The following is a 13,077-nucleotide window of genomic DNA, read 5'->3' as shown; positions in this document are numbered from 1 at the left end:
GTCGGATGGGAGGGGGGAGGGAACGGTGGTTTCAACGGTTGCTCGGTGTTGGGGGTTGGTCTCAGCTCTCCCACATTTGCTTCTGCGCTGAGCCTTGCCCCAACCCTGTCCAGGTGCTAAACCTTGTACACGTTCGTCAATGACAAGGAAGCCAGTCAATGTCAGTCGTTACAGAAGTCTCTCCGGATGGTCAAAAACTGACGATTTCGGTCAAGGGGCGGTTCGATTTTGGGCGCCATCAGGAGTTTCGCGAATCCTATGAGCGACTTGACCAGAAACCCGACTCCATCGTGGTTGATCTGAAAGATGCCACCTACCTCGACAGCTCCGCGCTGGGCATGCTGCTCCTGCTGCGCGATCACGCTGGCGGCGACGACTCGGATGTACGCGTGATCAACAGCAACTCCGACGTGCGCAAGATCCTCGCCATCTCCAACTTCGACAAACTGTTCGACATCAGTTGACGGCCATGCAGGCGCAAGAGCCGCTTACGATCCTGATCGCCGAAGACAGCGCCGCCGACCGTCTGCTGTTGTCGACCATCGTCCGCCGTCAGGGCCATGAAGTGCTGACCGCCGCCAATGGCGCCGAAGCGCTCGAGGTGTTCAAGCGTCAGCCACCGCATCTGGTGCTGATGGACGCAATGATGCCGGTGATGGACGGCTTTGAGGCGGCGCGGCAGATCAAGGCGCTGGCGGGGGAAACCCTGGTGCCGATCATCTTTCTGACTTCGCTGACCGAAAGTGAAGCGCTGGCCCGTTGTCTGGAGGCGGGTGGCGACGACTTTCTGGCGAAGCCTTACAACCAGGTGATCCTCGCCGCCAAAATCAAGGCGATGGATCGCTTGCGCCGCTTGCAGGCCACGGTGCTGCAGCAGCGCGATCTGATCGCCAGACATCACGATTACCTGCTCAACGAACAGCGCGTGGCCAAAGCCGTTTTCGACAAGGTCGCGCATTCCGGTTGCCTGAGTGCACCGAATATTCGTTATCTGCAATCGCCCTATGCGTTGTTCAACGGCGACCTGCTGCTGGCGGCCTACACCCCGGCCGGCGACATGCATGTGCTGCTCGGTGATTTCACCGGTCACGGATTGCCGGCGGCGGTGGGGGCGATGCCGCTGGCCGAAGTGTTCTACGGCATGACTGCCAAGGGCTACGGCCTGGCCGAAACCCTGCGCGAGATGAACGCCAAGCTCAAGCGCATCCTGCCGGTGGACATGTTCTGCTGCGCGACCATGCTTTGTCTGAGTTTTCAGCGGCGTTCGGTAGAGGTGTGGAACGGCGGCATGCCTGACGGTTATCTGCACCGGATCGCCACCGGCGAACGGGTGCCGCTGGCGGCGCGCCATTTGCCGCTGGGGGTGCTCAGTCCGCAAGCGTTTGATGATCGTACCGAAGTACAGACCATGGCCGTGGGCGACCGGGTGTTCCTGCTGTCAGACGGGGTGATCGATACCACTGACGCCGACGACCGGTTGTTTGGTGTCGAGCGTTTGCAGCAGCTGTTCGCCGCCAATCGTGAGCCGGACAACCTGTTCGCCGAGATCGAGCAGGCCTTGCACGCCTTTCGCGGTGAGCCCCGCGACGATGTGAGCATGGTCGAGATCAGCTTGCTGGAGGCGGCGCAGGTGATGCCGTCGGCACCGGTGTATTCCGACAGTGGTCAATCCTGTCCGCTGGACTGGTCGGTAGGTTTCGAGTTTCGCGGGGCGACGCTCAGGCGCTTCAATCCTTTGCCGTATCTGCTGCAGTTGTTGCAGGAAGTGCACGGTTTGCGCACCCAGGGCGGGGCGATCTACAGCGTGCTCGCCGAGCTGTACTCCAACGCGCTGGAGCACGGTGTTCTTGGTCTGGATTCCAGCCTGAAGCGTGATGCCAGTGGCTTCGCTCGTTACTATGAACAGCGCAACGAGCGGCTCGAAGCCCTGCAGGACGGTTACGTGCGCGTGCATCTACAGGTCAAGCCGCAAGGTGCCGGTGGTTGTCTGGTGATCCGCGTCGAGGACAGCGGCAAGGGTTTTGACGTGGCGCGGGTGATGGAGCGGCCGCTGGATGGTGTCCGTCTGTCGGGGCGCGGGGTCAGCCTGATCCGCCAGTTAGGGCATAACGCCAGTTGGTCGGACGAAGGTCGCAGTGCTTGCGTGGAGTTTTTCTGGGAGGGTTGAGGCATAATTCGCCGATTCTTGATCAAGGAGTGAACAAGTGACTGACACACATATTGATCGCGAGGCGCTGAGCGTACTGCGCGAAGTCATGGAGGAGGGTTATCCGGAGCTTCTGGATACCTTTCTGGCCGATTCCGAAAGTCGCTTGGCTGAGCTGCAGAACACGGCGGATGCCAAGGCTTTGTCTGAAGTTGCCCACAGCTTCAAGGGCAGCGCCAGCAACATGGGAGCTGTCCGGTTGGCAGCGCTCTGCCAGGAGCTGGAATCGGAAGCCAAAAATAAAATCCCCTCGGACATTGCCAGGCTGGTGGCTGACATCAGTCGCGAGTTCGCCGATGTTCGCCCGATCTACGAAGACGAACGCCAGCACGCCCTGACCCATTGAACCCTGCCGTCCGGCGCTTTTCGCAAGCGCCGGACAAATCTGGCCCGACACTTGCAATATTCCTCGTCAACTGTACCTACGATCCCAGTGCAGCGGAGACCGTGTCATGCCTGCGACCCCCAATGTTCTTCTTCAATCTGCCGCCCAGGCCAAGGCGCAAGCCGCCGCCGCGAAAACGCCGGTCATGGCCGCAGACACCGGGGACAAGGCCTCAAGCTTCGCTCAGGTGTTCGCCGATCAAGGCCCGAAAAAGACTCTTGCGAACTCTGACAGTTCGTTGAAACCGGCGCGCGACAAGGTTGCCGACAACAGCGACAAGAAAGATTTCGCCAAGGATAAGTCTGCCGCCACGCAACAGACCGTTGCCGATAGCGGCAATGCCTTGCCTGCCGACAAGACCGCGTCGACCACCACCGATGATCAGGCCGCCGCTGACAAGGCCGCCGCCGATGCTGCTGCCGACAGCGCGCAGACGCCAGTGGCGGACACCACCCCGGTGGATCCGGCGCTGGATCCGGCACTTGCGCAAACCGTGCAGCCGCTGGTGACCGCGCCGGTGGTGGCAGCGCCAGTCGCTGCAACACCGGAACCGGCCAAAACCGAAACGCCGGTCGTGGCCGCCACCTTGGCGCCAGCCGTGGTCAAAGATCCGGCGGCATCAACCGATAGCGCGTTCGACCCGGCGGCCGATCCACTCGACTCGTTGCCGGCGCTGCGTATGGCGATGGAGCAGGGCGGGCACATTTCCGCCAGCAGCCAGGCCCAACCCAAAGCTACACCGGCCCAGGCTCAGGCCGACGGTGAATTGACTGCGGCGCAGAACTTCGCTGCCGGCATGGCGAGCATGCTCGACGTGCAGGCCGACAAGGACAGCACCAGTCAGAATGGTGAAAAGGCCTTCAGCGGCCTGATCGACGATGGCCTGAAAGATCTGAAGGCTGCTACCAGCGACACCCGTGTCGATGATTTCGCCAACCGTCTGGCGGCGCTGACTCAGGCGGCCACTCCGAAAACCGCGAACGCGGTGCCGGTGAATCAACCGATCGCCATGCACCAGAGCGGCTGGACCGAAGAAATCGTCAACCGCGTCATGTACCTGTCCAGCGCCAACCTGAAGGCGGCGGATATTCAATTGCAGCCGGCGGAACTCGGGCGTCTGGATATTCGGGTGAACATGGTTCCGGACCAGCAGACCCAGGTGACCTTCATGAGCGCGCACCCAAGCGTGCGCGAAGCGCTCGACGGTCAGATGCATCGCTTGCGTGACATGTTCACCCAGCAGGGCATGGGCCAGGTCGACGTCAATGTCTCCGACCAGAGCCGTGGCTGGCAGGGTCAGCAGGGTCAGGAACAGGCGCAGCAGGGCCAGAGTGGTCGCACCAGCGCCGTTGGTGGACGCCTGGATTCGGCGGAAGAAGAGCTGACGCCGGCGGCAGTGGCTGAAGCCGCTGAACAAACCACCAGCGTGATCGGCAGCAGCGCGGTCGACTATTACGCCTGATACAACGCTCTATCCCCCTGTGGGAGCGGGCTTGCTCGCGAATGCGGTTGTTCAATCGACATCAATGTCGGCTGCCACAACGCATTCGCGAGCAAGCCCGCTCCCACATTGGTTTTACAGTGCCTTCCAATCTGACCCGACACTTCTGGCATAACACTTGCTCTTGCCTTGCCGTGCGACTGTGAAAACCCGATTAGTGACGGATTATTGGCATGGCGAAGAGCGAAGCAGCAGCTGTAAAAGACCCCGCGACCAAAGGCAAACTCAAGATGATCATCCTGATCGTGGTGGCTCTGCTGCTGGCGATCGGTGTGTCCGTGGGCGCGACCTGGTACTTCATGCACAGCGCTCAGAGCAAGCCTGCCGCAGCGGCCGAGGCTGCGCCGGTCGGCAAGCAACCGGCGATCTTCGAGCCGATGGCACCGGCGTTTGTCGCCAACTACAACCAGAACGGCCGTCAGCGCTACATGCAGGTGAGCATCACCATGCTGGCGCGTAACCAGGCCGATCTGGAGGCGCTCAAAGTGCACATGCCGGTGATCCGCAACAACCTGGTGATGCTCTTCTCCGGTCAGGATTTCGCCACGCTGGCGACCCCGGTCGGCCAGGAGATGTTGCGCCAGAAGGCTACCGCCAGCGTCCAGGAAGTGGCGCAGAAAGAGCTGGGCAAAGTGGTGATCGAACAGTTGCTTTTCACTAATTTCGTACTGCAGTAGGAACACGACATGGCCGTGCAGGATCTGCTGTCCCAGGATGAAATCGACGCGCTGTTGCATGGCGTCGACGATGGTCTGGTACAGACCGATAACGCTGCCGAACCCGGCAGTGTCAAAAGCTACGACCTGACCAGCCAGGATCGCATCGTCCGTGGACGCATGCCGACTCTGGAAATGATCAACGAGCGTTTTGCCCGTTACACCCGCATCAGCATGTTCAACATGCTGCGCCGCTCGGCGGACGTTGCCGTCGGTGGCGTCCAGGTGATGAAGTTCGGCGAATACGTGCACTCGCTGTACGTGCCGACCAGCCTCAACCTGGTCAAGATCAAACCGCTGCGCGGCACCGCGCTGTTCATCCTTGACGCCAAACTGGTGTTCAAACTGGTGGACAACTTCTTCGGCGGCGACGGCCGTCACGCCAAGATCGAAGGGCGTGAATTCACCCCGACCGAATTGCGTGTGGTGCGCATGGTGCTGGAGCAGGCCTTCGTCGATCTGAAGGAAGCCTGGCAGGCGATCATGGAAGTCAATTTCGAGTACATCAACTCGGAAGTGAACCCGGCCATGGCCAACATCGTCGGCCCGAGCGAAGCAATCGTGGTCTCCACCTTCCACATCGAACTCGATGGCGGTGGCGGTGACCTGCACGTAACCATGCCGTACTCGATGATCGAGCCGGTGCGTGAAATGCTCGATGCCGGTTTCCAGTCGGACCTCGACGATCAGGACGAGCGCTGGGTCAACGCCCTGCGTCAGGACGTGCTCGATGTCGATGTACCGATCGGCGCCACTGTGGCCCGCCGCCAGTTGAAGCTGCGCGACATCCTGCACATGCAGCCGGGGGATGTGATCCCGGTCGAGATGCCGGAAGACATGATCATGCGCGCCAACGGCGTACCGGCCTTCAAGGTCAAGATGGGCTCGCACAAAGGCAACCTCGCGTTGCAGGTGATCGAGCCGATCGAGCGTCGCTGAAGCGGCGCTCTTACCCCACGTATTTAACTGAATTGTTGCCCGCCGAGGACACATGATGAACGACGAAATGAACGCCCAGGACGATCAGGCACTGGCCGACGAATGGGCTGCGGCCCTGGAAGAGACCGGTGATGGCAGCCAGGCTGACATCGACGCGCTGCTGGCCGCCGACGCTGGCGCCGCAAGCTCCAACCGCCTGCCGATGGAAGAGTTCGGCAGCGTGCCGAAGAACAACGATCCGGTGACGCTGGACGGTCCGAACCTGGACGTGATCCTCGACATCCCGGTGTCGATCTCGATGGAAGTGGGCAGCACCGACATCAACATCCGCAACCTGCTGCAACTGAACCAGGGTTCGGTGATCGAGCTTGATCGTCTGGCCGGCGAGCCGCTGGACGTGCTGGTCAACGGCACGCTGATCGCGCACGGTGAAGTGGTGGTGGTCAACGAGAAGTTCGGCATCCGCCTGACCGACGTGATCAGCCCAAGCGAACGCATCAAGAAGCTGCGCTGAGTGAAACGGTTTCTCTGGGCTTTGCTGGCACTGCCATTGAGCGTGCTGGCCGCCGAGCCGTCGACGGCGACGACCGTGCCTGCTGCCACCGCGCCGATGGTCAGCAGCGGCGTGGCCGGGCAACTGACGCAACTGGTGTTCGGTCTGTTGCTGGTGCTGGGCTTGATCTTCTTCCTCGCCTGGCTGCTGCGCCGGGTGCAGCAATCGGGGCCAGCAGGCAAGGGCCAGGTGATCGAGCTGATCGGCTCCCGCGCACTCGGTCCGCGTGACCGGTTGATGCTGGTGCAGGTCGGCAACGAGCAGATTCTGCTCGGCCTCAGCCCTGGCACCATCACTGCGCTGCATGTGCTCAAGGAGCCGGTGCAAGTGCCGAGCAGCAGCGAAAAAGCGACCCCGGAATTTGCCCAGCATCTGCTGAAGATTCTCGGCAAGGATCAGAAGGATAAGAAGTAATGGGTGCGCTACGCATCGTCTTGACGCTGGCCTTGATGCTGGCCGCGCCGCTGGCGTTCGCCGCCGATCCGTTGTCGATCCCGGCGATCACGCTGGGCACCAACGCCGATGGCGCGCAGGAGTATTCGGTCAGCCTGCAGATCCTGCTGATCATGACGGCGCTGAGCTTCATTCCGGCGGCCGTGATCCTGATGACCAGTTTCACCCGGATCATCATCGTCTTCTCGATCCTGCGTCAGGCCCTCGGCCTGCAACAGACGCCGTCGAACCAGATCCTCACCGGCATGGCCCTGTTCCTCACCATGTTCATCATGGCCCCGGTGTTCGATCGGGTGAACAACGATGCGCTGCAGCCGTATCTGGCGGAAAAACTCACCGCGCAGCAGGCGGTGGAAAAGGCTCAGGTACCGATCAAGGACTTCATGCTCGCCCAGACCCGCACCAGCGATCTGGAGCTGTTCATGCGTCTGTCCAAGCGCACTGACATTGCCACCCCGGATCAGGCGCCGCTGACCATTCTGGTGCCGGCGTTTGTCACTTCCGAGCTTAAAACCGCGTTCCAGATCGGTTTCATGATCTTCATCCCGTTCCTGATCATCGACCTGGTCGTGGCCAGTGTGTTGATGGCGATGGGTATGATGATGCTCTCGCCACTGATCATTTCGCTGCCGTTCAAGATCATGCTGTTCGTACTGGTGGATGGCTGGGCGCTGATTATTGGCACTCTGGCCAGCAGTTTCGGAGGTGTCTCGCCATGACGCCGGAAGTTGCGGTCGATATCTTTCGTGAAGCGCTGTGGCTGACCACTTTGATGGTCGCGATTCTGGTGGTGCCGAGCCTGTTGGTCGGTTTGCTGGTGGCGATGTTTCAGGCGGCAACGCAGATCAACGAACAGACCCTGAGCTTCCTGCCACGTCTGCTGGTGATGCTGGTGACGCTGATCGTCGCCGGCCCGTGGATCGTGCAGACGTTCATGGAATACATCATTCAGTTGTACAAAAACATTCCGATGGTCATCGGCTAAGCCATGCAATCGCTGCTTCAGTTGACCGACACCCAGATTAGTACCTGGGTGGCGTCGTTCATGTTGCCACTGTTTCGCGTCGCCTCGATGCTGATGGTCATGCCGGTGTTCGGCACCACGTTGGTGTCGCGGCGGATACGCCTGTATTTCGCCGTGGCCATCACCGTATGCATTGCCCCGGGGCTGCCGCCGATGCCAGACGTCAGTCCGCTTGCTCTCAGTGGCTGGTTACTGATTGCCGAGCAGATTCTGGTGGGTGCGGTGCTGGGGTTTTCCCTGCAACTGTTTTTTCAGGCGTTTGCCGTGGCCGGGCAGATTGTCGCGATCCAGATGGGCATGGGTTTCGCCTCGATGGTCGACCCGGCCAACGGTGTCTCGGTGGCGGTGATCGGGCAGTTCTTCACCATGCTGGTGACCTTGCTGTTCCTGTCGATGAACGGCCACTTGGTGGTCTTCGAAGTGCTCACCGAAAGCTTCACCACGCTGCCGGTCGGCGGCGGGTTGATGACCGCGCAATACTGGGAGCTGGCCGGCAAGCTTGGCTGGGTTCTCGGGGCGGCGTTGCTGCTGGTGCTGCCGGCGGTCACCGCGCTGCTGGTGGTCAACATCGCCTTCGGCGTGATGACCCGCGCCGCGCCGCAACTGAACATTTTCTCCATCGGTTTCCCGCTGACCCTGGTGCTGGGCCTGTTCATCGTCTGGGTCGGTCTGGCGGACATCCTCAATCAGTATCAACCGCTGGCCTCCGAGGCCTTGCAGTTGTTACGCGAACTGGCACGGGCGCGCTGAGCCATGGCAGAGAGCGAAAGCGGTCAGGACAAAACAGAAGACCCCACGGACAAACGCAAAAAGGACTCCCGTGAGAAGGGTGAGATTGCCCGTTCCAAAGAGCTCAACACCCTCGCCGTGATGATGGCCGGTGCCGGTGCGCTGCTGGTGTTCGGCGGCATGCTGGCCGAAGACCTGATGGAGCTGATGCGCCTGAACTTCACCCTCTCGCGCGAGGTGGTCATGGATCAGGGGGCCATGGGCAGGTTCCTGTTGCAGTCCGGCCAGATGGCACTGTTGGCGATCCAGCCGATCATGATCACCCTGTTGCTGGCGGCATTGATCGGGCCGATCTCCCTCGGTGGCTGGCTGTTTGCGGCCGGCTCCATGGCGCCGAAATTCAGCCGGATGAACCCGGCGGCGGGCCTGAAGCGGATGTTCTCGTTCAAGGCTGTGGTCGAGCTGCTCAAGGCGCTGGCCAAGTTTCTGATCACCCTGGGGGTGGCGTTGGTGGTGTTGTCGGCGGACGTCGATGATTTCTTGCGGATCGCCCACGAGCCGCTCGAAATGGCGATCATTCACAGCGTCACGCTGGTCGGCTGGAGTACGCTGTGGCTGGCCTGCGGCCTGATCATCATTGCCGCCGTCGACGTGCCGGTGCAGCTCTGGGAAGCGCACAAGAAACTGCTGATGACCAAGCAGGAAGTGCGCGACGAGCACAAGGATCAGGAAGGTCGGCCGGAGGTCAAGCAGCGCATCCGTCAGACCCAGCGCGAGATGTCGCAGCGGCGGATGATGGCGGCGATTCCCGACGCCGACGTGGTCATCACCAACCCGACCCACTACGCCGTCGCGCTCAAGTACGACTCGGAGAAGGGCGGCGCGCCGATGCTGCTGGCCAAGGGCAGCGACTTCCTCGCGCTGAAGATCCGCGAAATCGCCGTCGCCAACAACGTCATGCTCCTCGAATCGCCGGGGCTGGCGCGTTCGATCTACTACTCCACCGAACTCGAGCAGGAAATCCCCGGCGGCCTGTACCTGGCGGTCGCTCAGGTATTGGCCTACGTCTACCAGATCCGCCAGTACCGCGCCGGCAAGGGCAAGCGCCCGGATCCGCTGAAAGACGATCTGCCGATCCCGCCGGATCTGCGGCGCGATTCCTGACTTGACAGTGACGCAATAAAAACCGCCATCCCGATTGAACGGGGCGGCGGTTTTTTTAAGCCTGAAGACATGTGTCGACTGTGAGGCCGCCTTCGCGAGCAAGCCCGCTCCCACGGGTTCGGCGTGCAGGCACAGGTTTGTGATCGACACCAATCCCTGTGGGAGCAGGCTTGCTCGCGAAGACGTCAGCAGCCACAACGCTTCATTCAAGGCTTGTCACCGATTCCTGCTACTGCGGCAACCCCAGATTATCCAGCACCCGATTCACCGCCAACTCGCCGAGCATGATCAGTTGCGCGATCCCCAGCAGCGTCCTGCGCTGCGACGCCGGTATGAGGTGGGCAAAGTTATTTACAGAAATCAGTTGAACATGAAATTGTCAAAAATTACTTGTTCTACGCCCTCGTTATGAAATTCAATGTAATTTATATTTGGTGCGGAAAAAATTAACTGTGAAATACCTGCGCTGCTGATTAGTGGTCTTTCGTCTATATATCCCTCTGGGCCATAGAACAGGATCTTTCCGAGGGTGGCTTGAACGTCTGCGTAGTAAAAGCTTAATTTTTGCACGGGGGCTTTGAGCTCTATCCTGAATTTGGTTACAGCGCTCTCGTTAATTAACACGTTTCCTTCTATCGCCCCTGAAGCGCTATCCCTATTAAATGTGACGATTTTCAGTGATCCTGTTGAGCTTTGATTAATGATGCTTATCGCACCAGTATCCAAAGTTTCCAATGGCCCTATAAGTTGAGGCGGGACATTATCAAAGTTTTCATCTCTCTGGGTGCCTCTAAGGTTATAGATTCGAGGTGGGCAGGCTGTCGCGGTCAACTCACTGGCTATTCCGTCAAGATTTACTTTCACGCTGATCGTCAGCTCAGTTCCGTCCTTCAGTTCTTTTAACCACTCAATCGGAGCCGCTAGGGACAATCCATCCGGCGAGTCATTGGGCTCTCCCGACCTGACGTCGTTGGTTATCGGCTCGCCGTTCTTGTCAAAGCCTCTACAGGTTGCCCAGATCGGTTGTCCTGGTTCGAACAAGGGCCATCTTTGCGCGAGAATCCGTGCGTCTGTTGTGAGGTCTTGAACGCTCAACTCTTTACTGGTGTTGCCGTCGATATTAGGTGTTGGAAGACGCGGGTCTTCATCGATAATTTTCAGCAGTCTCACCTTGATCGCGTCTGATTGGCCAGCGTGGCCACCGTTGCGATACAAGTTCCCGCGCAGCTCGATCACCGTTCCATGTCGCGCCGCCAAGAATGCGGGGCTCAACAGTGTGTTCACTCGCTTGTTGCTGTTGAATTCCACCAAAGGAAACGGCGGCCAACCTGCCGGTGGATTGTCTTCCTCCAGGCATGCCTGGTCGCCGCTCAATGCTTCAAGGAACTCGATGCGCACCGTCACCCCGTCCGGGTAGGCCAGGACATCAATCGGATCGGTGGCCGGTGCTACAAGGAACGGTGGCGGCAGCTCCCCCAGCGCCGTCCCGATGCGCAACGCCAACTCATGAGAATGCCCCAGTGTCTCGCCCGCCCGCTGAATGCTGTAATCGGCAACCACCGTACCGTTCAGGTTGGTGGTCACGTATTTTTTATCCACGGTAATGCGCACAGGCTTGCCGGCAGAGGCGGGGATCAGATCGACATGACTACTGATGCTGCCGCCGCTGGCGGAGCCGCGCCAACGGTAGCTCACGCGATCTTTGTCGCGGGTGCCGAGGTACGGCACCACCAGCGTGGCACCGGTGGGTGGCACGTTGTCCGGATCGAGCACGTCGTTGGCATCTGCGCCCTCGACTTCAGGCCGGTCGAACGTCGGCAGTGCCACGCCGACCTGCATCATGAACGGCAGCGACTCGCGAACGCTCAACAGCCCCGTTTCGCTGTTGGTGACGACGTAATAGACCTTGACGTTCAGGCCGTTGAAACGCTGGATTTCGGCATTGCTCACGCTGCGCAGGACGGGCTGATTGTCCGCTACGTTGCCGACCGGACGCGAGTCTTCGTAATAAACGGTGCCGCCACCGGGGGCCTGGGCTTGCCAGATCAGGTTGATCAGGTCGCTGCTGTTGCGACCGAAATACCAAGGGATCTGCACAGTCGCCCAGCGCGTTTCGGGTGGCAGCGTGCCGCCCGGTGCCTCGTCGACGGTGGGGGCGACTAACTGGCTGATGTCACCATTCACGGTGACGCTGGCATTTTTTGAGGGGCGGTCGCTTTCACCGCTGCGACGGCGCACATAGCCGACCGAGGCTGCGCCTTTGGCGATGGCTTTGACGGCGGCGTTGGGGATGGGGAAATCGAGCTGGAAGGGCACGTACAACACCTCTTTCTCCAGCGGCCCGACGATGATCTGCGAGCCTTGCGCCGGGGTGCCGATCCAGGTCAGGAGCACCTTGTCGCCCACCGCAAAATCGTCCTTGGTGAGGTACACGCGGGCGATCACATCGTCATCTCCGAGCTGGTCGAGGTCGATGCTGGCGGTTGGAATGCCGTTGACCAGCACCTGCGGTTCGTTCAGCCGATTGCCCCCCAGGTCCACCAGCAATTCACACGTCGCTGACCACGGCGCGCGTTCGTCCGGGTAATTACCGCAGCGGTCAATGACCTGATAAGCCACCGCCACATTATTGCCGTCCCCGGCGGCGTCGATCACGGCGCGGCTGAAGACAACCTCGATCGGGTTTCTGATCGGGTTCTGGGCCTGTTCCGGCGTAACGACATGCACCTCTTGCTGGCTGCCCCAGCGGGCGAGAATGCGGTCGTATCGGGTGAGGTTGCGGTAGGGCACGATGTACATCGTCACCCCGCTGGGCGGCAGGTTTTCATCGACCTCTTTATGGGAGAGGGAGAAATTGAGATCGGAGTGGCCGTCATCGCCGGGAATGTCGTCGTACTCGCCGGGACGCGTGAGTTTGACCAGCAAGGTCAGGACGGGCGTCGAGTCTTCCGGGATCTGGTTCTTGCGCGTGATGCGGTAGAACACTGGCGTGGCATCCCCCTCAAGTACCTGGCCCTTGGCAATGGTGAAAACCACGTCCTGGTTGAGCTCGGTATCGTTCTCGAGGGTCTTGCTCCAGACCGCGGCGCTGTCATTGCCCCAGAACACCTCGGCCAGATCGCCAACGGACATGGTCAGCCAGGCGGGAATGATGCCTTGCAGATCGCCTTCCACGGCTCTGATGGGTATGCCGCCGTCATAGTGTTCGGCAGGGCTGAGGTTGACCAGTGCCGGAAAATACAGAGGTCTGAGGGCTTGAGGGGTTTGCTGGCTGGACATTTGACGAACTCCGGTCGGGGCGCTGGATAACGGAGTTATTGAGCGCGCGTTGGAGGAATCAGGCACCTGTCAGATCTAACAGGTGCCGGCGGGTTTCCGACAAGTGGTCATGTGGGCTGAAGGAAAGA

13 protein-coding genes and 1 pseudogene are annotated in these 13,077 nt (G+C 60.3%); 12 read left to right on the top strand and 2 right to left on the bottom strand.

Annotation, left to right across the window (positions count from 1 at the left end):
• Positions 1 to 158: 158 nt before the first annotated feature.
• The 12 genes from LVD08_RS05980 (at position 159) to flhB (ending at position 9,670) form a co-directional block, all read left to right on the top strand.
• Positions 159 to 464: an STAS domain-containing protein gene (locus tag LVD08_RS05980; protein ID WP_166495475.1), complete on the top strand. Its 306-nt coding sequence runs from the start codon at positions 159 to 161 to the stop codon at positions 462 to 464.
• Between the two features lie 5 nt (positions 465 to 469).
• Positions 470 to 2,167 (top strand): ATP-binding SpoIIE family protein phosphatase, encoded by a 1,698-nt coding sequence (locus tag LVD08_RS05975; protein ID WP_247267709.1) that lies wholly within the window; start codon positions 470 to 472, stop codon positions 2,165 to 2,167.
• A gap of 37 nt (positions 2,168 to 2,204) precedes the next feature.
• Entirely contained in the window at positions 2,205 to 2,552 is a 348-nt protein-coding gene (locus LVD08_RS05970) for an Hpt domain-containing protein (RefSeq protein WP_097090138.1), read from the top strand.
• Between the two features lie 106 nt (positions 2,553 to 2,658).
• Complete coding sequence (locus tag LVD08_RS05965; protein ID WP_247267708.1) at positions 2,659 to 4,053, top strand: flagellar hook-length control protein FliK; 1,395 nt, start codon at positions 2,659 to 2,661, stop codon at positions 4,051 to 4,053.
• A 212-nt stretch (positions 4,054 to 4,265) separates the two neighbouring features.
• Positions 4,266 to 4,769 carry a flagellar basal body-associated protein FliL gene (gene fliL / locus LVD08_RS05960; RefSeq protein ID WP_047599975.1) on the top strand — a complete coding sequence of 168 codons (504 nt, stop codon included), beginning with the start codon at positions 4,266 to 4,268 and terminating at the stop codon, positions 4,767 to 4,769.
• A 9-nt stretch (positions 4,770 to 4,778) separates the two neighbouring features.
• Positions 4,779 to 5,747, top strand: a complete 969-nt coding sequence (gene fliM, locus LVD08_RS05955; protein WP_003222890.1) for a flagellar motor switch protein FliM — start codon at positions 4,779 to 4,781, stop codon at positions 5,745 to 5,747.
• 55 nt (positions 5,748 to 5,802) lie between these two features.
• Positions 5,803 to 6,261: a flagellar motor switch protein FliN gene (fliN, locus tag LVD08_RS05950; RefSeq protein ID WP_003222891.1), complete on the top strand. Its 459-nt coding sequence runs from the start codon at positions 5,803 to 5,805 to the stop codon at positions 6,259 to 6,261.
• Complete coding sequence (fliO, locus tag LVD08_RS05945; RefSeq protein ID WP_103368107.1) at positions 6,262 to 6,714, top strand: flagellar biosynthetic protein FliO; 453 nt, start codon at positions 6,262 to 6,264, stop codon at positions 6,712 to 6,714. It begins immediately after the preceding gene.
• Complete coding sequence (gene fliP / locus LVD08_RS05940; RefSeq protein ID WP_003222895.1) at positions 6,714 to 7,472, top strand: flagellar type III secretion system pore protein FliP; 759 nt, start codon at positions 6,714 to 6,716, stop codon at positions 7,470 to 7,472. The genes fliO and fliP overlap by 1 nt, the downstream gene beginning before the upstream one ends.
• A complete protein-coding gene (gene fliQ, locus LVD08_RS05935) occupies positions 7,469 to 7,738 on the top strand; it encodes a flagellar biosynthesis protein FliQ (protein ID WP_007920026.1) in 270 nt (89 codons plus the stop codon). The genes fliP and fliQ overlap by 4 nt, the downstream gene beginning before the upstream one ends.
• 3 nt (positions 7,739 to 7,741) lie before the next feature.
• Positions 7,742 to 8,527, top strand: a complete 786-nt coding sequence (gene fliR / locus LVD08_RS05930) for a flagellar biosynthetic protein FliR (RefSeq protein WP_027613914.1) — start codon at positions 7,742 to 7,744, stop codon at positions 8,525 to 8,527.
• Positions 8,528 to 8,530: 3 nt separating this feature from the next.
• Positions 8,531 to 9,670, top strand: a complete 1,140-nt coding sequence (gene flhB, locus LVD08_RS05925) for a flagellar biosynthesis protein FlhB (protein WP_247267707.1) — start codon at positions 8,531 to 8,533, stop codon at positions 9,668 to 9,670.
• A gap of 229 nt (positions 9,671 to 9,899) precedes the next feature.
• Here the strand turns inward: flhB and LVD08_RS28195 are convergent.
• Together LVD08_RS28195 and LVD08_RS05920 are read right to left on the bottom strand one after the other, a co-directional pair.
• A pseudogene (locus tag LVD08_RS28195) lies at positions 9,900 to 10,022 on the bottom strand (DUF6124 family protein); the annotation flags it as partial.
• Positions 10,023 to 10,030: 8 nt separating this feature from the next.
• The gene (locus LVD08_RS05920; protein WP_247267706.1) at positions 10,031 to 12,949 is read right to left on the bottom strand and encodes a hypothetical protein; all 2,919 of its coding nucleotides are present in this window, start codon (positions 12,947 to 12,949) and stop codon (positions 10,031 to 10,033) included.
• Positions 12,950 to 13,077: the final 128 nt, after the last annotated feature.

The organism is Pseudomonas sp. YL2 (genome assembly GCF_023063025.1).
In the GTDB taxonomy this organism is placed as follows: domain Bacteria; phylum Pseudomonadota; class Gammaproteobacteria; order Pseudomonadales; family Pseudomonadaceae; genus Aquipseudomonas; species Aquipseudomonas putida_A.
This window is presented reverse-complemented; position numbering and strand designations above follow the sequence as displayed.

What these genes read in the sequence shown, in the direction of transcription:
- LVD08_RS05980 (WP_166495475.1), top strand. Translation starts at nt 159, where the DNA reads ATGTCAGTCGTTACAGAAGTCTCTCCGGATGGTCAAAAACTGACGATT.
- fliN (WP_003222891.1), top strand. Translation starts at nt 5,803, where the DNA reads ATGAACGACGAAATGAACGCCCAGGACGATCAGGCACTGGCCGACGAA.
- fliL (WP_047599975.1), top strand. Translation starts at nt 4,266, where the DNA reads ATGGCGAAGAGCGAAGCAGCAGCTGTAAAAGACCCCGCGACCAAAGGC.
- fliR (WP_027613914.1), top strand. Translation starts at nt 7,742, where the DNA reads ATGCAATCGCTGCTTCAGTTGACCGACACCCAGATTAGTACCTGGGTG.
- LVD08_RS05920 (WP_247267706.1), bottom strand. Translation starts at nt 12,949, where the DNA reads ATGTCCAGCCAGCAAACCCCTCAAGCCCTCAGACCTCTGTATTTTCCG.
- LVD08_RS05965 (WP_247267708.1), top strand. Translation starts at nt 2,659, where the DNA reads ATGCCTGCGACCCCCAATGTTCTTCTTCAATCTGCCGCCCAGGCCAAG.
- LVD08_RS05975 (WP_247267709.1), top strand. Translation starts at nt 470, where the DNA reads ATGCAGGCGCAAGAGCCGCTTACGATCCTGATCGCCGAAGACAGCGCC.
- fliP (WP_003222895.1), top strand. Translation starts at nt 6,714, where the DNA reads ATGGGTGCGCTACGCATCGTCTTGACGCTGGCCTTGATGCTGGCCGCG.
- flhB (WP_247267707.1), top strand. Translation starts at nt 8,531, where the DNA reads ATGGCAGAGAGCGAAAGCGGTCAGGACAAAACAGAAGACCCCACGGAC.
- fliM (WP_003222890.1), top strand. Translation starts at nt 4,779, where the DNA reads ATGGCCGTGCAGGATCTGCTGTCCCAGGATGAAATCGACGCGCTGTTG.
- fliQ (WP_007920026.1), top strand. Translation starts at nt 7,469, where the DNA reads ATGACGCCGGAAGTTGCGGTCGATATCTTTCGTGAAGCGCTGTGGCTG.